15 protein-coding genes and 1 other RNA gene are annotated in these 17,817 nt (G+C 37.2%); 5 read left to right on the forward strand and 11 right to left on the reverse strand.

The window, feature by feature from the left end; genetic code table 11:
* Positions 1–35: 35 nt before the first annotated feature.
* The gene (locus HGD76_RS14370; RefSeq protein ID WP_168696196.1) at positions 36–2,123 is read right to left on the reverse strand and encodes a DUF4347 domain-containing protein; all 2,088 of its coding nucleotides are present in this window, start codon (positions 2,121–2,123) and stop codon (positions 36–38) included.
* 598 nt (positions 2,124–2,721) lie between these two features.
* Between HGD76_RS14370 and HGD76_RS14375 the strand changes: the two genes are divergently transcribed.
* Together HGD76_RS14375 and HGD76_RS14380 are read left to right on the forward strand one after the other, a co-directional pair.
* On the forward strand, positions 2,722–3,909 hold the full coding sequence (locus HGD76_RS14375) for a glycosyltransferase family 4 protein (protein WP_148761144.1): 1,188 nt from the start codon (positions 2,722–2,724) through the stop codon (positions 3,907–3,909).
* Between the two features lie 125 nt (positions 3,910–4,034).
* On the forward strand, positions 4,035–5,081 hold the full coding sequence (locus HGD76_RS14380; protein ID WP_210967639.1) for a cyanophycinase: 1,047 nt from the start codon (positions 4,035–4,037) through the stop codon (positions 5,079–5,081).
* A gap of 680 nt (positions 5,082–5,761) precedes the next feature.
* Here the strand turns inward: HGD76_RS14380 and HGD76_RS14385 are convergent.
* Both HGD76_RS14385 and HGD76_RS14390 read right to left on the reverse strand, forming a co-directional pair.
* Entirely contained in the window at positions 5,762–6,037 is a 276-nt protein-coding gene (locus HGD76_RS14385; protein WP_210967640.1) for a lipopolysaccharide assembly protein LapA domain-containing protein, read from the reverse strand.
* 59 nt (positions 6,038–6,096) lie between these two features.
* Complete coding sequence (locus HGD76_RS14390) at positions 6,097–7,524, reverse strand: phosphoglucomutase/phosphomannomutase family protein (protein ID WP_168696198.1); 1,428 nt, start codon at positions 7,522–7,524, stop codon at positions 6,097–6,099.
* Positions 7,525–7,646: 122 nt separating this feature from the next.
* Between HGD76_RS14390 and HGD76_RS14395 the strand changes: the two genes are divergently transcribed.
* The 3 genes from HGD76_RS14395 to rbp (HGD76_RS14405) all read left to right on the forward strand — a co-directional run bounded on the left by HGD76_RS14395 (position 7,647) and on the right by rbp (HGD76_RS14405) (position 9,447).
* Positions 7,647–8,516, forward strand: coding sequence for a PD-(D/E)XK nuclease family protein (locus HGD76_RS14395; RefSeq protein ID WP_148761154.1), 870 nt, complete (start codon positions 7,647–7,649; stop codon positions 8,514–8,516).
* 191 nt (positions 8,517–8,707) lie between these two features.
* Entirely contained in the window at positions 8,708–9,007 is a 300-nt protein-coding gene (gene rbp / locus HGD76_RS14400; RefSeq protein ID WP_168634267.1) for an RNA-binding regulator, read from the forward strand.
* Positions 9,008–9,147: 140 nt separating this feature from the next.
* Positions 9,148–9,447, forward strand: a complete 300-nt coding sequence (gene rbp / locus HGD76_RS14405; protein WP_168696199.1) for an RNA-binding regulator — start codon at positions 9,148–9,150, stop codon at positions 9,445–9,447.
* 242 nt (positions 9,448–9,689) lie between these two features.
* On the opposite strand, the gene rnc is transcribed toward rbp (HGD76_RS14405), so the two are convergent.
* From rnc to pbpC, 8 genes are all read right to left on the reverse strand, one after another.
* Positions 9,690–10,415, reverse strand: coding sequence for a ribonuclease III (gene rnc / locus HGD76_RS14410; RefSeq protein WP_168696200.1), 726 nt, complete (start codon positions 10,413–10,415; stop codon positions 9,690–9,692).
* A 194-nt stretch (positions 10,416–10,609) separates the two neighbouring features.
* A complete protein-coding gene (locus HGD76_RS14415) occupies positions 10,610–11,548 on the reverse strand; it encodes a DUF4435 domain-containing protein (RefSeq protein WP_168696201.1) in 939 nt (312 codons plus the stop codon).
* Positions 11,548–12,891: an AAA family ATPase gene (locus tag HGD76_RS14420; RefSeq protein ID WP_233466884.1), complete on the reverse strand. Its 1,344-nt coding sequence runs from the start codon at positions 12,889–12,891 to the stop codon at positions 11,548–11,550. The genes HGD76_RS14415 and HGD76_RS14420 overlap by 1 nt, the downstream gene beginning before the upstream one ends.
* Before the next feature lie 158 nt (positions 12,892–13,049).
* Positions 13,050–13,415, reverse strand: an RNA gene (gene rnpB, locus HGD76_RS14425) — RNase P RNA component class A.
* Positions 13,416–13,468: 53 nt separating this feature from the next.
* Positions 13,469–14,167: a hypothetical protein gene (locus HGD76_RS14430; protein WP_148761166.1), complete on the reverse strand. Its 699-nt coding sequence runs from the start codon at positions 14,165–14,167 to the stop codon at positions 13,469–13,471.
* 358 nt (positions 14,168–14,525) lie between these two features.
* The gene (locus HGD76_RS14435; RefSeq protein WP_015083477.1) at positions 14,526–14,927 is read right to left on the reverse strand and encodes a GxxExxY protein; all 402 of its coding nucleotides are present in this window, start codon (positions 14,925–14,927) and stop codon (positions 14,526–14,528) included.
* Between the two features lie 154 nt (positions 14,928–15,081).
* Positions 15,082–15,228, reverse strand: a complete 147-nt coding sequence (locus HGD76_RS14440) for a hypothetical protein (protein WP_015083478.1) — start codon at positions 15,226–15,228, stop codon at positions 15,082–15,084.
* A 114-nt stretch (positions 15,229–15,342) separates the two neighbouring features.
* The gene (gene pbpC, locus HGD76_RS14445) at positions 15,343–17,697 is read right to left on the reverse strand and encodes a penicillin-binding protein 1C (protein ID WP_168697450.1); all 2,355 of its coding nucleotides are present in this window, start codon (positions 17,695–17,697) and stop codon (positions 15,343–15,345) included.
* Positions 17,698–17,817 lie beyond the last annotated feature (120 nt).

Consider the following 17,817-nt stretch of genomic DNA (forward strand, 5'->3'; position numbering starts at 1 on the left):
AAGTTGGTGTTGAAAATTGTCGTGATGAGAAAATATTAGAAAACAAAATTGTTGACGTTATTTAACTGGGTGGTAGTGATGTTATCAACCTGAAGGAAGTTCTTAAATGTGGCACTACCTAAAATCCCATCCCGATCAATTTGCAGAAAGGTACTACCAGTATTGCTACCTGTTCCGGCGACAAATCTCATGTATTGATCCGCAATAGGATCAATACCAATGTAATTAATACTACTAATCAATTGAGTAAGGACAATTTTGTCTGTTCCTACAGTAAAATCCGTAATCCGTTGTCCCACATCTCGGAGATCAGTAAACACGAAGAAATCATTACCAGCACCTCCAGTAATGGTTTTTGCCCCTGGACCTCCTGTTATCCAGTCAGAACCAGCAGTTCCTACAATTGGGGTACGACCATTGTTAATTGAGGGATTACCAGTAATTTCATTGATTGCATTAGAAAATCCAATCTGTATGCGACTAGCCGCCGACACATCATAATAATTTTTAACCGTTACCGAGCTTCCCAAACCCAGTCCAAGCACTAGGTCACTACCGCTTTGGGTTTGAGTAACACTGGCAACGGTAAACTCCGATAAATCTAGAGTATCTAAATTATTTGCCCCTTCAATAATGTCAGCGCCCGTCGTATTGCTTAGACCGTAACCACTAAAAACATTGGCAGTAGAATTAGCAATAATGTAATCATTACTGGAAGAGTTAATTAGATTCTCAATGGTTACCCCGTAGGCCAGCCTTGTCCCACTGTAGGTTGCGTAATAGCTTGTCCCACTCGTGAAGCTAACTGGCGGACCAGCATTGACATTGTATCCTGTACCATTAAAGTCTGTTAGCCTTGACAACCACCCACCAGCATTGAGATCAAACCGATAGCCGGATGCGTTGGCTTCTAAACTAGAGAAATTTAGGGTATCTATGCCACCGCTATCCCAAATAGTGAGTTTATTATAATAAAGTGTACTACCAACTGTCAGCGAGCCATCAGAATATAAATCAGGACGGTTGAAATTATAGGTCGTGCTGCTAGAATTATAGGATTTCGCTCCATAAAGGTACTGTAAAGCCAACACATCATAGGGCATTGGCGTACTTGGTTCTGCACCCGAATTAAAATTGTAAGTCATTAGGGTGTTGTCCCAATTGTCTTCACCGTAGGGAAGGTAAGGCGGATTACCAACGTCACTGCCGTTATAGTTACCAGGATGCTTTAAACCTAGCGCGTGTAGGGTTTCATGAATGATAGTTTGGTAGCCATGAGTCCCTGGTCCCCCTTGAAATCCACCGAAACTAGAACTATTATCATTCGTAGGATTTAAGAACACGTCACCCGCACGATCATTACCATTTCCCTGATTGGTATCTGTTGAAAAGGGATAGTAGGCGTAGGCATAGCCAGGACTCGTTGAAAGGAGATAACGAATCTGACCATAGCTAGAAGCCGAGTCAGCAACCTCGACAAAATTAACATTAATGAGGGGAGCGATAACGTTATTCAGGATAGTGCGGACATTATTTTTAATCCCATCACTAACAATACCCAAATCTGTTTCACTACCATAGTAAGAGCCGCCAGAATAGAAACTGAAGTTAATGCTGGTCACTCCCCATTTGTAGCCATTTAACAGAGAATTAATTCGGTAATCCGCAGATGCGACCGAGGTTGCTTCCTGGGGAATAGGGAATGACGAACCTTGATAGTTGTTGGATTGCGCTCCTTGCAGATCAGCAAAAGCTATACCATTACCTCTATCAAAGATACTTTCAAAGCCACCGTTGTTGTTATCAAGAAGAATCTGCTTAATTTTCTCAGTTGTGATTAGTGATTGATAATCTTGTAATTTATCTAAATTGTCTAAACTCAGGTGCGTATTACCTAAATACCAACTTCCCGGAGAACCCTGAGCAACTATATATACACTGTTAACTTGGGGATTTTGTTGTAAAACTTGGGTAATTTCTTCAATCCCGTCTCTATCTGGGGAAAGAATAACTGTTTCTACTCCCTCGACAATTCCCGTTTGTAGGGTGTGATATTTGGAAACAGAGAAATCAATAAAGACAACTGTTGTCGCGGTTTGACTGAGAAAAGAGTTATTTGACATATTTTTGATTTCCGCACCTGATAAGGAAGTGTAGTTTTCTATTGCACTGTGGAATACAAAGGTTTAGCAATGCTAAACCCCTACAATTTCTAATTCCAACTCGTTTCAATATTCAATACAGGTATAATCGTAAGAGATTCTACTGATAAACAAAACCGTAATTTTGGGGTAATTAATAATCTTTTTATGACATATACTTAGTGTGACGCAAGTGACTAAATCTCAATTAAGCCTTTAAAACCATCAATTCATCGTCATAAACAATACCTTGTCCATTTTTTGTAGCGACAGCGCAACCCAACGCTCATGTTGGGTTTCATGCTATTGCTCCGCAACGCTCACGCGAACAACCCAACCTACGAATCAAGGCTTTTTTCGATTTGGACAAGATACTGAAATATCATTTGTGATTCCTATATATACTTAGGATTGGCGGAAAAAGTCTATCGGCTGCAAGTGAATGCTCCTTCGTCAATCAGCCAGCCAGTAGTATTCCTAAGAGTTTTCGAGAATTTTTAATTTCTAATGCCCTTTTCCCTGCTATAAATATAGTTTTTATATATTTTAATTTTTTGTCAATCATCGGGGAGTCAAGTCAATGAAGATATTAGTGCTGAGTTGGGAATTTCCACCGAGGATAGTTGGGGGAATTGCTCGTCACGTTGCTGAATTGTACCCGGAACTAATAAAGTTAGGCCATGACATCCACCTAATCACGCCAGAATTTGGTCCAGCATCCTTGTATGAAGTCGTGGAAGGCATTCATATCCACCGTGTCCCAGTAGCTCCTAGTAACGATTTTTTCCACTGGGTGGTGAACTTAAATGAGAGTATGGGAGAACATGGCGGCAGGTTATTAAGGGAAAAAGGTCCATTTGATCTGATTCATGGCCATGATTGGTTAGTTGGGGATGCAGCGATCGCTCTCAAGCATACCTTTAAAATTCCCCTAATTGCCACAATTCACGCCACAGAACATGGACGCTATAACGGTATTCACAATGATACCCAAAACTATATTCATGATAAAGAATATACACTAGCTGATAATGCTTGGCGGGTCATCGTTTGTAGTGAATATATGCGTCGGGAAATGATCGGAACACTATATATTCCTAGTGATAAAATTGACGTAATTTATAACGGTATTCGCGCAGAAAAGAAAATACATCACAAAGATTTTCATGCTCAAGATTTTCGGCGACGATTTGCCGCAGATGATGAAAAAATTGTCTATTATCTTGGTCGCATGACCTATGAAAAAGGCGTACCTATATTACTTAATGCCGCTCCCAAGGTGCTGTGGGAAATGGGAAATAATGTTAAATTTGTCATAATTGGTGGTGGTAATACTGACCATCTTAAACGTCAAGCTTGGGATTTGGGAATTTGGCACAAGTGTTACTTTACTGGATTCCTGGCTGATGAATACTTAGATAAATTTCAAACCATCGCTGACTGTGCAGTTTTTCCCAGTCTTTATGAACCCTTTGGGATAGTTGCTTTAGAAAGTTTTGCCTCCCGCGTACCAGTCATAGTTTCCGATACTGGTGGTTTTCCTGAAGTAGTTCAACATACAAAAACGGGAATTACCACCTGGGTAAACAACTCGGACTCTGTGGCTTGGGGAATATTAGAAGTGCTGAAAAACCCAGATTATTGTCAATGGTTGGTAAATAATGCTTATGCAGATTTAGAGAAAAGATTTAGCTGGCCAAAATTAGGTAAACAAACAGAAATGGTTTATGAAAGAGTAGTAGAAGAACGAGCAGAAATTGTCTGGTAAAGAGAATTAAAGATTACTCTGATTATTGTCCGTAAAAAAACAGTACAAACCCTGTACGCTAGGAATTTAGCCCTGAGAAATGCGAAAGTTAGAAATGATTGCTGTTTGCTTGACAAGATTATAATATGATAAAGGCATTCCTAAGTACATCCAGGCGTTTGCAGAATGCAAAAAACAGCTTGTTGAAGATGGTAAACCGCATCCTAGATCGTTTAACAGCCAAGTTAAAACGGTTCTTTGAGGATATCATTGCCGATAGCCAGATTCCCACCTCTGAACCAGCTTATAAACTCCCTAAATTAGCTGGACCTGTTCATAATTTAGGTGGTGGCGGTCCTGATGTTGATGACGCTATTCAGTGGATGATTAATCAAGTCAGGGGTGGTAGTAACAGCAATACTAAAGTTAATGTTTTAGTAATTCGTGCTGCTGGTAACGATGATTATAATCAGCTAATTTATAGTATGAGAGGTGTCAAATATGTAGAAACTCTCATCATTCGTAATCGTCAAGAAGCAAACCGAACCGATATTTTTGATAAAGTCAGAAATGCTGGCGTAATTTTCTTTGCTGGTGGTGATCAATGTGAATATATTCGCCACTGGAAAAACACTAAGTTGGAAGTTGCTATTAAGTCGGTTTATGATCAAGGTGGTGCTATTGGTGGTACAAGTGCCGGAGCGATGATTCAAAGTGAATATGTTTATGATTCTTGTGCTTGTGAAGATAGTATTGAAACTCATGAAGCCCTTGATGATCCCTACCGGAATATTACCTTTACCTATAACTTTTTCCAGTGGAAACATTTGCGGGGAACTATCATTGATACCCATTTCGATGAACGCAAAAGAATGGGAAGAATTATGGTTTTTATTGCTAGGCAAATTCAAGATGGTGTATCGGCAAAAGCGTTAGGGATAGCAATTAGTGAACAAACATCTTTACTAGTTGATAAATATGGTATTGCTAAAGTTACGGGTAAAGGTTCAGCGTATTTTGTTTTAGGAGATCATCCTCCAGAAACTTGTAAAAAGGGAACTCCTCTCACATATCACGACTACAAAATTTGGCGAGTTCCTAGAGGTGACACTTTCGATTTAAATAAATTACCGTCACGAGGTTATTATCTCAGAAGTGTGAAGCGCGGGAAATTTGACTCAGATCCTTATTAATTCTATTTCTCTACACAAATCAGCCTCATTAGCCCACTCAGGTGGGCTTTATTGCTAAGGGTGCTATCTTTGTTTCGCGCAAAGACGCTAAGGAGCAAAGACGCAAAGAAGGAAAATAAGGGCTTATAGAGAAGGGTGAACTAATCATAATTCGCTGACTATGCGAGGAAATTGTTCATCTGCATAAAGACGTACCACAATTTAAGCCGCCTCATTTTTTTGAATTGCTGTTTCAATTTCTTCTAGATGTGCATTTGCATTTTTAAAGAGCTTTTAAAGACTTTTTAAAGATTTTTTAAAGATATTTTAAAGCACTCCTCAAGAAATAGACCCAAAAAATGAGGGTCTGTTGGTAATGTTCACCTATGTTCCCTTTGGAATTTAATTAAGGTATCCCCATTGGTGACAAGTTAAGGAAAAGGGGAAATTGTCAAGGGGGTATTTGCAGAGGTCAATAATCATGGGAAACTCAATATAGACAAGCAATTGAGCGAATTAAAACTATCTCTGATTTAGTAACTTGGTTAAATCGGCATGAAAATTAATTAAGTGGGTTATCTTTTATCTATTTCTCTTTGCGTCTTTCCGTGAGAAAAACCCAAAATCAAGATCCCCGACTTCTTTGATCAATTTTGTTATTTATCAAATTGAATTTGTAGAAGTCGGGGATCTAAAAACTTCTAAAAATCTTCATCATCAACAAAAAACTCCGCATCTTCATCTACCCTAGATTGCGACTCTCCCAACCCCCAGAGAGGTTGCAAAACTGCTGTACCTAACAAACCCACAGCCACACTAAAAGCCAACATCAACCCCAAGGGAATTTGGATTGATTGAAAAACCAAAAACCGTAAAGATACAGGAGTAGCATTTTGGACGGAAATAAGAGCGATCGCTACTACCCAAATAGCTATAATTAGTAATATTAAAAAATTCGCCAATATTTTCAAAATCATAACTTTAAATAAAGATAATTCCCCTCCACGAAGAGCGGGGAGGGGTTAGGGGTGGGATTTTATCCTAACTTAGCAATTTCAGCTTCCATGAATTTAGCAATCTGACTAAGTTTTTCTGGTGAGTTAGTTTCCATATACACTCTCACCAAAGGTTCTGTTCCAGAAGGACGCAGCAACACCCAGCTACCCTCTTCTAAATACAGTTTAATACCATCTTTCCTTCCCACCTCTTTCACCGCAATTCCTGCCACTTCTGAAGGCGGATTTTGGGTATAGGAATCAATCACGGCAACCTTATGAGCTTCTGTGAGGTGTAAATCTAAGCGATTGTTATACAAAGGACCATCAGCTTCAGCGATCGCTTCCTGTACCAACTGACTTAAAGGCTTACCTTCATAAGCGATCGCCTCAGCTACTAGCATATCTGCTAAAACCCCGTCTTTTTCAGGAATATGGCCAATGATACTTAAACCACCGGATTCTTCTCCACCAATCAAAACAGCGGTCTCCCGCATTTTCTCACCAATGTATTTAAAACCTACCGCAGTTTCATAAATTTGCAAGCCATACTTAGCAGCAAAATTATCTAATAAATGCGTAGTTGCCACAGTTCTAACAATTGCACCGCTCTTACCCTTGTTTTTAATCAAATGCCGTGCTAGAACTAACAACACTGTATTGGGAGTGAGAACATTACCTTGTTCATCAACAATACCAAAGCGATCGCTATCACCATCGGTAGCCAAACCCAAATCGGCATGATCAGCTTTCACCGCTGCCACCAACTCAACTAACTGTTCCCCTTTGGGTTCAGGCATACCACCACCAAAAAGCACATCTCGCCAATCGTGGAAACTTTCTAATTGACAACCACAGTGTTGCAAGACTTCATCTAAATATCCCCGTGAGGTAGAATAAAGGGCATCATACTTGACATTTAAATTTGCACTTTTGATTTTTTCCACATCCAACAAGGTGTAGATAAAATTCAGATAATCGGGCTTCGGATCAAAAGTAGAAATTGTCCCAGATGGGTTACTTCCAGGTAACTCATCCGATGCTGTTTCTATGTTGGCGACAATAGTATCAGTAATTTCTGGAGTTGCAGGACCTGCATAATCGGGAATATATTTAATCCCACAATAGGGTGCAGGATTATGACTAGCAGTAAACATCAAAGCCCCTGCGGAGTTGAGCAGACGCGCATTGTAGGCAATTACTGGAGTGGGACAATCCCGATCAGTAATTTTCACATTCCAGCCCAAATCCGCCAAAACAGCGGCAGATGTCCGGGCAAACTCGTCAGCTAAAAACCGCGTATCGTAGGCAATTAAAACAGGTTTGTCTTTACTATAGGCAGTTTCCAGATAACTAGCGATTGCCCTGGTTACTTTCCGTACATTGGGAAAAGTAAAATCATCGGCAATAATTCCGCGCCAGCCGTCAGTCCCAAACTTGATTTTACCGGAATTGCTAGGGTTACTCATATTGCCACTCTCTCCCGTGCATGATTATTGCTATTTACTATTAGGAAGCATCCCGCAAAGCTGTGGAACAGCCACTAAGCCGCAAGTATCCCCAAAGTAATTTCTCTCACTCTACATGAGCAATGTCAACCCCCGATAGACCCTTTGTTAGTTACCACCTTTGGTCTTTATTTGCCCCCAGCCGGGGACAGGAACATTGGCATTGCCAAATGAGAAGAGGATTTATCAAAGCGCGACAGCATGAACCCCAAGTTAAAGCTTTATTGACAACAGCTACCCCACCCCAGCGCATTGGCATTCTTGCCCAAAAAGGCGTATATGAGTTTCATCATCACCTGCATTGGTTAACTCAGGCTGATGGTGTGGAAAAAGTGGCGAGGTTATTGAGATTGAGTCAAACCCATGAAACAGTTAAATATCGGGTATTACAAATTTTAAGAAAATATCAAAATGCCCCTTTATTATTAGGTAAGCGGATTCTGGAATTAACTTCCGGTGATGAAGGTTTTCCTAAACCGATTGTGATTGAAAAACAAGATTATTGCTTTCGGTTATATGCCGCGATGGACTGTATATTTATTGAGTCTGATAGCACCTTACATATTTTAGATTTTAAAACTGGTAGATCGGCTTTTGACCACAGACAAGCATTAGTTTATTTACTTGCAGCCCGTTATCTTTATCCTGGTAAACCCGCAGTTGCATCTTTTTATAATTTGGAAGCTGGCAAAAAATCGGAATTAATTACTATTAGTAATAGTGAGTTTAAATCTTTAGAATCTGAGTTAGCAAATATTGCCCATCAACATCAAGAAGATTTGCAACAATATGAAGCTAAAAATAGTAACTTCAGTCAAATATTTCCCCCAAATCCCGGAAACCATTGCCGTTTTTGTGCCTTTAGTTCTATCTGTGAATTCGCTGATTTAAAACTACCCAAGTCTTATTCGATGCCAATTACAAAATCTCACCCTTCTCCCACATCTTCGTGAGTCGTACTTTGGTGATTTGGGCTTTGGCTAGTTGTTGTATGGGACGGTTGGTGATTTGGAGGGTTATGCTACCGGAGAAAAAATTTCTATGCCCAATTAGAAAATAAACCTTAATTACGGGTATTATATGGTTGAGGCATTTCTTTTATTCATACTGTAAATGCCCATTTTTTAATTTCTGGAGCTATTCAATGTCAATTTACGTCGGTAATTTGTCCTATCAAGTCGGAGAAGAAGACCTCAAGCAGGTTTTTGCAGAATATGGAACTGTAAAAAAAGCTCAACTACCTATTGACCGAGAAACCGGACGTGTCCGGGGTTTTGGCTTTATAGAAATGAGTTCAGATGAAGAAGAAGAAGCAGCAATTGCTGCACTTGATGGTTCTGAATGGATGGGACGCAGCTTGAAAGTTAATAAAGCTAAACCCAGAGAAGATCGTGGTGGTGGTGGACGGGGTGGCGACGGTGGCGGCTATTCTCGCCGTTACTAAGTTTGAACATCCACAATAAATCATAATTTTATCAAGACACACACAATATGTGTCTTTTTTAAGTCCTATGGCGGATTTTATCTCAGTGCTGATATTATAGTTAAAGAACAAGTCAAATTTTTAGTGTTCGGAGCTATTCAATGTCAATTTACGTCGGCAATTTATCCTATGAGGTTACGGAAAATGACCTAACTGGGGTTTTCGCAGAATATGGAACCGTGAAGAGAGTCCAACTACCCACTGACCGGGAAACTGGTCGGAAAAGAGGTTTTGCCTTTGTAGAAATGGAAAAAGAGGCAGAAGAAACAGCCGCAATTGAAGCACTTGACGGTGCTGAATGGATGGGACGTGGGTTAAAAGTTAACAAAGCTAAACCCAAAGAAGATCGTGGTGGTGGTGGACGTGGTGGATATGGTGGTGGTGGACGCGACCGTTACTAAGTTTTGCCATTAAGACTCTAATTATCATATTTTTAGGACAGAGGAAATCTCTGTCTTTTTTTAATCTAAGTAGGTGAACACAATAAAACCAAACTGTGTAAAGAAACGTAAAATCGCCCAAACCCTCTTCACTCTTGCCTCTTGCCTTTTGCCTTGCCATAACGACAATTTTCAACGCCAACCTACTTATACAGCACTTTCCGGTGTTATGATGTACTTATGTAGCGGGCAAGATGCCCGCACTACAAGAGATCTGTAACAGGTGTGCTAATTGCTGAATAGGCAACTTTGGCAGCGGCTTGTTCAGCGGCTTTAATGGAGCGTCCTTTGCCTTGTCCTAACATTTTTTCATGTAGCCAAACTTCAGCAAAGAAGCGTTCATGAGTGCGGTGGGGTTGACTGACTTCCAAAACTCGATATTCTGGGAGAACTTTGAATTGGGCTTGAGTCCATTCTTGCAAAGCTGCTTTATAATTAAGCCTAGCAGGGTCAAGACGGATTTCTGTGGTTAGCTGTTGGAAATGGGGATCTAACCAAGGACGAATCAGGTTAAGATTGTTGGTGCTAAGGTAAAGCGCCCCTAGAACGGCTTCAAAAGAATCTGCTAATCGTGATTCTTGGCCAACATGATCAGCGGTGGCACTACCAGCCACTAATAAATATAATTCTAAACCATATTCTCTTGCTAGTTGGGCGAGAATGCGATCGCTCACTAAGACTGAACGAATAGCGGCAAAATCACCGACTGAGCAATCAGCATAATGTTCCCATAATACCTCAGCCGCCACGAGACGTACCACCGCATCGCCCACAAACTCTAGTTGTTCATAATTGGCGGTATCAGAGACGGTAGGATGAGTGAGAGCCAAGTCCAATAATTGCCACTTTATCGGTGAATCTAGTGACAAACCAAACTTTTGGACTAAACTTTCAAGCTGCCGTTGACGGCGGGGATAAACGCTGGACATTAGGTAAGTGTGGAAAAAAGGGCTAATAACTATTAACTTAGCATTAAATTATAAAGTATAAATACAAGTCTGTTTTTTGTTTAAAAACTTACTGTGTTAGCATTTTCATAACTTCAACTAGCTGCGGAATGTAGAATTAGCATAGGATACCATACAATAAAAACATAAAAGAAGAGATAGACTGACATTTATTCCTATTTTATCACTTGCATTAAATAAGCATTCAAACTTTCAGGGGTTTCAGCATAGCCATTAAATGCTGTAAGTGCTTGTTCATTACTAAGGATAGGATTTGGACTGGTATAGTCATTATTAAAAGTGAAACTTAATTTTTCTTTGATGAATAATTGACTTTTATTGGAGTCTATTAAAATTAATCTTAAAAAGACTAGCAAAAACCACATTTCATATTTTCCTCTAAAAACTTTACAATGCTTAGAATTAGTAAATTCAGCAATCTTGATATTTAAAATATTTTCTGAAACTTCCAACGCTTTTGGGAAAGTCTGTTTTATTTTTTCTAAGTCATATTTTGCTGAAACTGACTGTAAAGTTAAATCAATAAAATCCTTTGGAAATTTATCCTCTAAATTTACACCTGTTTCTTTTTCTGTTGTATTTCTAATTTCTATCAAACAAGCATACCAAGCATTAAACAAAATTGTGGCTTGATGAAACTCTTCTTGTCTATCTTTAAAAAGAGTCACACAAACTTGAAAATCTGGATCACTAACCTCTGATAAATGAAATTCGTTTTTGAGTATTTCTTTAAAAACATTTACTGAAACATAAAAATTTTCAATTGAATAACAAGGTGTTTCAAATATTGGTGGATTATGAGGTTGTAAAGGTTCATTAAAATCTCTATCAATGAAAAATGCTTTTTTGTATTTATCATATTCTCTATGAATAGTAATAAGTCGGTAAACGTCTAATACTTTATCTCGTCCACCGCACATGATTGGGTGATAGTTATCTGTAAAATGCTTAATTCGTGGAACATAGTAAGCATTATCCTTACCTTCAAAAAAGCAAAATAAACCATCTTTATTTTGTCTTGTATGCAGGGCAAATTCTTGATAGGCAACCTGGGATTTATTCCGACTCTGTTTGAGTTTATCTAAGTATGACATTAGGCTATAATCGTTTCTGAAGGTTGAATATATTGATCTAATCCAATAGCATATTTATCCAGTTCATTATCAAAAATAAATGGAGAGTGAGTTACTGCTAAAAGTAATTCGCATTTTCCTGAATTGATAATATCTGGAAGTAATTGTTGTTGCCAGATCATTGATAATGATAATTCCGGTTCATCAAAAAGTATAATAAATCTTTTGTCACTTTCAGAAAGGTATATTTTGGAAAATATAGAAATAATTTGCTTTTCTCCAGAAGAAAGTTTACTCAAGTCAATTTCAGAATCAGTTTTTTCTGATTTGATAAATATTTTGATGGCACTTTCATCATAAAATACGTTTTTATTGATTAAATATTTATTACAAACGTCTTTAAATTTCTTCACCAAATCATCTAATTCTTTCTGTTTATCATATATTTCTACTAATTTTTTTAAAATATAAGTTAGTGATGGATTGTCAAATGATTGATTTTTAACACTATTTCTAATTTCATTTTTATCATTTTCAGATAATTCTTTACCAACTCTTGCTAAAATAATTTCAATATCATTTTCATTAATGTTGCTTAAAAAATTATTATCTGTGTGAGCAAATCCTTTTACTAATTGACTTAAAATTTCCGAAGTGATTTTAGAAAATCCTTCTTTTAAGAGTTTATCAATTTTACTTTCAATTTGAGTAAAACGTTTTTTAACATCATCCATTCCAAACTGGATAAGTGTATTTTCTTGCTTCAAAATCTCATCATTGTAACCTAAATTATATAAATCTTCTTCAACACGTCTGTATGTTGGAAAATACATAATCTCACTACCTTTAATACCGGATTCAATTTCCTCTTTACAGGTTCTAAAAAATTGGTTTGATAAATTTTCCTTATTCATTTCGGCTTGCTCAAAAACTCGAAATAGATGAGTTATAGGATATTTTCTGAACTTGGGATTATATTCAAATTCCATTTCTAATTTTCTTCTATTACCTTTGATTTGTATAAATCGATTTCTTAACATCTCAAATTGAGAATAACCAACCTCATTAATAAAGTCCTTAACTATTGGATTATCATAAATTCCTTTAGTCAATTCATTTACACTAGCTTTATCTATTTTAATAGGATTTCTGCCATTAAATTCTAAAATCAATTCATCAAAACTGAATTCATCAAGTCTAAAAAAATTTCTTGTTAAAGTATAATAAAAAAGATTTAAGACTTGAGTTTTGCCAATTCCATTTTCACCAACTAGTATTTTTATATTCTCATCAAAAGGAATGTGTATATCATCTGTTCCAAAAAGACCATATACTGAAAAAGATTTTATATTACTTGTGTTCATTTTATTGTCCATATTAATAAACATAACTATATATTATGTCAAATGTTTGAAACTAGCTCTATTCAAAATTTCATCAGCTAAAATGTTTCAGTCTCTCTCATTTTCTGTAGTAATTGAAAAAACGAACTATGGAAAATAAAACATCCATAATTCGTTTGAGAAGAGAGTCGGTAGTAAGCCGGGTTCTGTTCTCTTGCGAGGGCAGTTATCTATCTGGGATGCTTGTTACCAAACACCTCTAGCGGCTCTTTTTCAACGGAACTGGTAAAAGACCAACCGTAGTTCCTTGTGGCCTTGCTCCCAACCGGGGTTTACCGAGCCAACGCCTCTCGACGCTGCTGGTGCGCTCTTACCGCACCTTTGCACCCTTACCAACCAATAAATTGATTGGCGGTATCTTTCTGTGGCACTATCCTCACGATCACTCGCACTGGACGTTATCCAGCAAGTCTGGTCTTTCGGGAGCCCGGACTTTCCTCAAACCAGTCTTCATGACTGATCTGCAACTGCCTACGCCTACTCTCTGCCTTCCTCTAGTTTACTTTTAATTACATGAAAATCGCAAGACTCAGATAGATTACTTTTTATTCCAAGGTAAAGCGTAGGTCCAAGGGATTTTTTTAATAGTAAAAGGACAATTAATAATTGACACTGGAGGAACATTTATTCCCGGTGCAATACCGGCTCTGATTTCTGAAATTCGCAATACAAGTTGTAAGGAAAATTCTAAATTTTTTTTGCCATCTAAAAAGTCTTTATATAACTTTTTATTCCCTTTAACTCCCGCTACATTAATTAAAGGTGAGGCCGGTTTATAGACTCCTGATTCTTTATCTCTTTGAAAAACATCTTCTGCGGTGACATTTTCAGAAATTGTCTTTTTAGGAGCGATAATTGTCGGAACTTGGAATATAGCTAAATCGCGGGTTAAATCAGGAGATTTGCGAATTACCCGCCGCGACTGCTTGCTATGTTCAACCACGAAAGAACTATTATCCCAGTCAACATATATGGCAATACTATCTGATTTATTTTCAACACTCATTGATAATTCTTTTAGATCCGTTTCCACTTTATCTAGTCCATAAGTACCTGTCTTGAAGGAAATACCCACGGTGTCTTGGAGATTTTGTGCTTTTAATTGATCATCAACAGCACCTTTTTGGAAATCAACTTTTACTATATCGTCTATAGATGCAATCATGCGATTGATTGTCCAATAGACAACAAGTATATAAATCATCAAAATAATCAGATTTTGGTCGCCACTCTGCATTTTTATAACCCTGATTTTCTACCAATTTCAAAATTGTAACATAGTCTAAACTATGATTTTTTTGATTTTTTTGATTTATGTGATGAAGTTGTATGATGCAATTGAATGTAATTTTTACAGGTGTGACTCTAAATCATCCAAATCATAAAAATCACAAGAATCATCTAAATCATAAGAATCATCTAAATCATAAGAATCATCCAAATCATAAGAATCATAGTTCAGACGTTTTATGATTTTTTTGATTTATGTGATGAAGTTGTATGATGCAATTGAATGTAATTTTTACAGGTGTGACTCTAAATCATCCAAATCATAAAAATCATAAAAATCACAAGAATCACAAGAATCATAAGAATCATAGTTCAGACGTTTTATATTTCTTATTAGTAAGTCTTTTAAAGTTCAAACTGGTTTCACCGAAATTGATTAGTAACCCAATCTCAAGATTATATGCTTCTAAGTAGTTAATTGCTTGTGCAAAATGAACGTCTTCTAATTTAGTTACTGCTTTTATTTCAACTGAAATAACACCTTCGACCAAAAAATCTACTCGTCGTGTTCCTATTTGTTGTTTTTTATAAAAAATCGGCATTTCAAATTCTCTTGCAAAAGAAATACCCGCTAATTGCATTTCAATTACCAATGCCCTTTGATAAATTACTTCTTGAAAACCATTACCCAATGTTTTATGCACAGTCATAGAACATCCAATGATTTTGGATGTCAGTTCCGAGTATTTATACTTTTCATTGATCATCTTTTTTTGACCCTAACTTACCCTACCTTACTTGATTATTGTCTAAACTATAATTACTTTGATTCAATGATTACCATATTAAATCATCATGATCACCAAAATCACTACAAATCATAGTTTAGACAGATGCAGGGAAAGAAAAGCAGTTCATAAATTAACTCGCGTGTTCCCAGTCGCTGAGTGATTCAGACTGTTGATTTTTAGCTTTAGTTTTCCGAACTGGTACTTTAGGAGTCCCAATATCAACAGGAGAAAAAGACTGTTTCTTTTTAGTAGACTTGCGTTCTTGTGTATTTTTCATGACTATTTTCACTTCCTAAAAACTTTTAACCACATTTACATTATCAACTTTGATTTATCAACTTCCGGATAAAAGATTGAGCTGATTATTAAAACTTTGTCAATCTATAGAAATCTATAATTTAGTGGGATTTGCTACGGAAAAACCTTGTTTTTTAGGTTGGATATTTCCTACCTTTACTTGGAAGTTTATTTGGTCGTGTAGCTTGCCGATTCTAGCTTCTAGCTGCCAATTACCAGGGCGTAAATGCCAAAATATCCCATTACTTGATTGTGTAGATAAATGTTGATCATTTAGCCACCAGTCTACAGACTGATTTAATGTTCCACTAGCTTTAAATTCTATTTTTTGCTGTCCGTCTCCAGCAGGATACAGCAGAAATAAATCTCCATTATGAGGAGAGATAATTCGGAAATTATCAGGCTTAAAATGCAATTGTGGCTGTTTTCCTAACCATTGATCATACACAGATGATAAATGGAAATCCGTAGATTTTTCATAAGCCATTTTATCTTTTAAAGAGAAATATTCCTGAACTACGGAAGTACAGCTAGGTGTAGGTTTTAACCCTGTATTGGCACAGATGGGTAATTTTATCATGTTTGCTGGAGGTGGAAAATCAGCAGGGGTTTGATGTTCATGCAAATGCAACATGATTCTATTCCACAAAGGTGCAGCCCCTGTGACACCGGAAACCTGACGCATGGGTTCACCGTTAAAATTACCCACCCAGGTAGCCACGGTATAATCACTACTAAAGCCAACTGTCCAGGTATCACGATAATTGGAGGAAGTGCCAGTTTTAACAGCGACGGGAAAGGGCAAATTTAACACTGAGTCTACACCAAAAGCTGTGGATCGGGCATAGCGATCGCTTAACATATCAATAATTAATTGCCAATTATGGGAAACTAAAGATTGAGAATTGGCAATTGGAGAACTATTTAATGTAGTTACCAATGGTGTGATTTTCCCCATATTAGCCATAGTTAAATAGGCACTAGCCAGTTCCCATAAATTCACCTCACCACTACCTAAAGTCAACCCTAAACCATAATATTCAGCATCTTGATTTAGATGTACAAAACCCAATTCATGCAGCCGATTTAAAAAAGTTTCTACACCCACCTTTTCTAATACCTTTACCGCAGGTACATTTAAAGAATTCGCCAAAGCAACTCTGACTCTGACAGGACCAAGAAAGCTGTTAGTATAATCTGTCGGACTATATAATTTTGCTCCCGGAATTGCATAATGAGTAGGAACATCTGCCAAAATAGTATGAGGACTAATTACGCCTTTTTCTAAAGCTAATTCATACACAAATGGCTTTAAAGTAGAACCTGGTTGGCGCAAAGCTTGGACTCCATCATTTCGCCCTAATTTCACATCATTAAAATAATCAGGCGAACCGACATAACTTAAAATCTCCCCAGAGGAGTTGTCAATTATCACCGCTGCTGCATCATGGACATTATTCGCCTTTAAAGAAGAAATTACTTGTTGTACTTGTGCTTCCACAAATTGCTGTAAAAGGCGATTTATTGTCGTGCGAATAGGTGATGATTCTGTATTATGTGTATTGTTTTTTGTTGCTAACCAAAATAAGAAATGTGGTGCAGCAATAATTCCCTGTTGACGGGGGTTAAATATTATTTTCTCTTGATATATAAGTTCTAATTCTGCATCAGAAATATATTTTTCCTGTACCATTCTGTTTAACACATATTTCTGTCGTTGCTGTAATCTTTTTTGATGTTGATAAGGATTAAAATAAGTGGGATTATTAGGAATTGCTGCTAAAATAGAAGCTTGTGCTAAGTTTAAATCACTTGCAGGAATAGCAAAGTAAATTCGCGCCGCAGCTTCCACCCCATAAATATTTCCTCCCATAGGTAGACGATTAATATAAGCAGCTAAAATTTCATCTTTAGTCATTCCCGCAGCTAATCGCCAGGATAACCAAACCTCTTTTAATTTTGCAGTCATTGTTCGCGGTGAATTATCCAACATTCTCGCCAATTGCATGGTAATTGTGGAAGCACCAGAAACAATTTTTTTATTTTCTACTCCTATTTTAATTGCCCGCAAAATCGCTTTTAAATCTAACACCCCATGTTGATAAAAACTACCGTCTTCAGCCGCCAAAATTGCTTTGATAAATTGAGGTGAAACTTGATTTAATTTCACAACTGATGTATTTTCTTGATCACTGGTTAATACAGTTCCTAATGGTAAATTATTCCGATCTGTAAACTCTATTGCTAATTGATGCTGGGCAATATCTACACTATGAATAGGTGCAAAATAGGGGCATAATCGGACTAGAAAACATATCAATATGCAGGAGAAAATAATTTTATTTAATTTGTAGTTGCGCTTTAGTTTCAATTTATATGATTTTATTTCACGCAGAGTCGCAGAGGCGCGAAGAGTAAGAGTTTTGAGGACATGAGTTAGTAAATTCATCACAATGTTAAGAATTGTATGGTTTATTGGGAATTTTCACACTAGATTAGTTATCTATATATCAATCCTTTTTGATTTGTGTACAGAATTTTTTATCTAACCACAGAGGCACAGAGAACA

The sequence above is a fragment of the Dolichospermum flos-aquae CCAP 1403/13F genome (assembly GCF_012516395.1).
GTDB lineage: Bacteria > Cyanobacteriota > Cyanobacteriia > Cyanobacteriales > Nostocaceae > Dolichospermum > Dolichospermum lemmermannii.

What these genes read in the sequence shown, in the direction of transcription:
- HGD76_RS14370 (WP_168696196.1), bottom strand. Translation starts at nt 2,123, where the DNA reads ATGTCAAATAACTCTTTTCTCAGTCAAACCGCGACAACAGTTGTCTTT.
- HGD76_RS14375 (WP_148761144.1), top strand. Translation starts at nt 2,722, where the DNA reads ATGAAGATATTAGTGCTGAGTTGGGAATTTCCACCGAGGATAGTTGGG.
- HGD76_RS14380 (WP_210967639.1), top strand. Translation starts at nt 4,035, where the DNA reads ATGATAAAGGCATTCCTAAGTACATCCAGGCGTTTGCAGAATGCAAAA.
- HGD76_RS14385 (WP_210967640.1), bottom strand. Translation starts at nt 6,037, where the DNA reads ATGATTTTGAAAATATTGGCGAATTTTTTAATATTACTAATTATAGCT.
- HGD76_RS14390 (WP_168696198.1), bottom strand. Translation starts at nt 7,524, where the DNA reads ATGAGTAACCCTAGCAATTCCGGTAAAATCAAGTTTGGGACTGACGGC.
- HGD76_RS14395 (WP_148761154.1), top strand. Translation starts at nt 7,647, where the DNA reads ATGTCAACCCCCGATAGACCCTTTGTTAGTTACCACCTTTGGTCTTTA.
- rbp (WP_168634267.1), top strand. Translation starts at nt 8,708, where the DNA reads ATGTCAATTTACGTCGGTAATTTGTCCTATCAAGTCGGAGAAGAAGAC.
- rbp (WP_168696199.1), top strand. Translation starts at nt 9,148, where the DNA reads ATGTCAATTTACGTCGGCAATTTATCCTATGAGGTTACGGAAAATGAC.
- rnc (WP_168696200.1), bottom strand. Translation starts at nt 10,415, where the DNA reads ATGTCCAGCGTTTATCCCCGCCGTCAACGGCAGCTTGAAAGTTTAGTC.
- HGD76_RS14415 (WP_168696201.1), bottom strand. Translation starts at nt 11,548, where the DNA reads ATGTCATACTTAGATAAACTCAAACAGAGTCGGAATAAATCCCAGGTT.
- HGD76_RS14420 (WP_233466884.1), bottom strand. Translation starts at nt 12,891, where the DNA reads ATGAACACAAGTAATATAAAATCTTTTTCAGTATATGGTCTTTTTGGA.
- HGD76_RS14430 (WP_148761166.1), bottom strand. Translation starts at nt 14,167, where the DNA reads ATGCAGAGTGGCGACCAAAATCTGATTATTTTGATGATTTATATACTT.
- HGD76_RS14435 (WP_015083477.1), bottom strand. Translation starts at nt 14,927, where the DNA reads ATGATCAATGAAAAGTATAAATACTCGGAACTGACATCCAAAATCATT.
- HGD76_RS14440 (WP_015083478.1), bottom strand. Translation starts at nt 15,228, where the DNA reads ATGAAAAATACACAAGAACGCAAGTCTACTAAAAAGAAACAGTCTTTT.
- pbpC (WP_168697450.1), bottom strand. Translation starts at nt 17,697, where the DNA reads ATGAATTTACTAACTCATGTCCTCAAAACTCTTACTCTTCGCGCCTCT.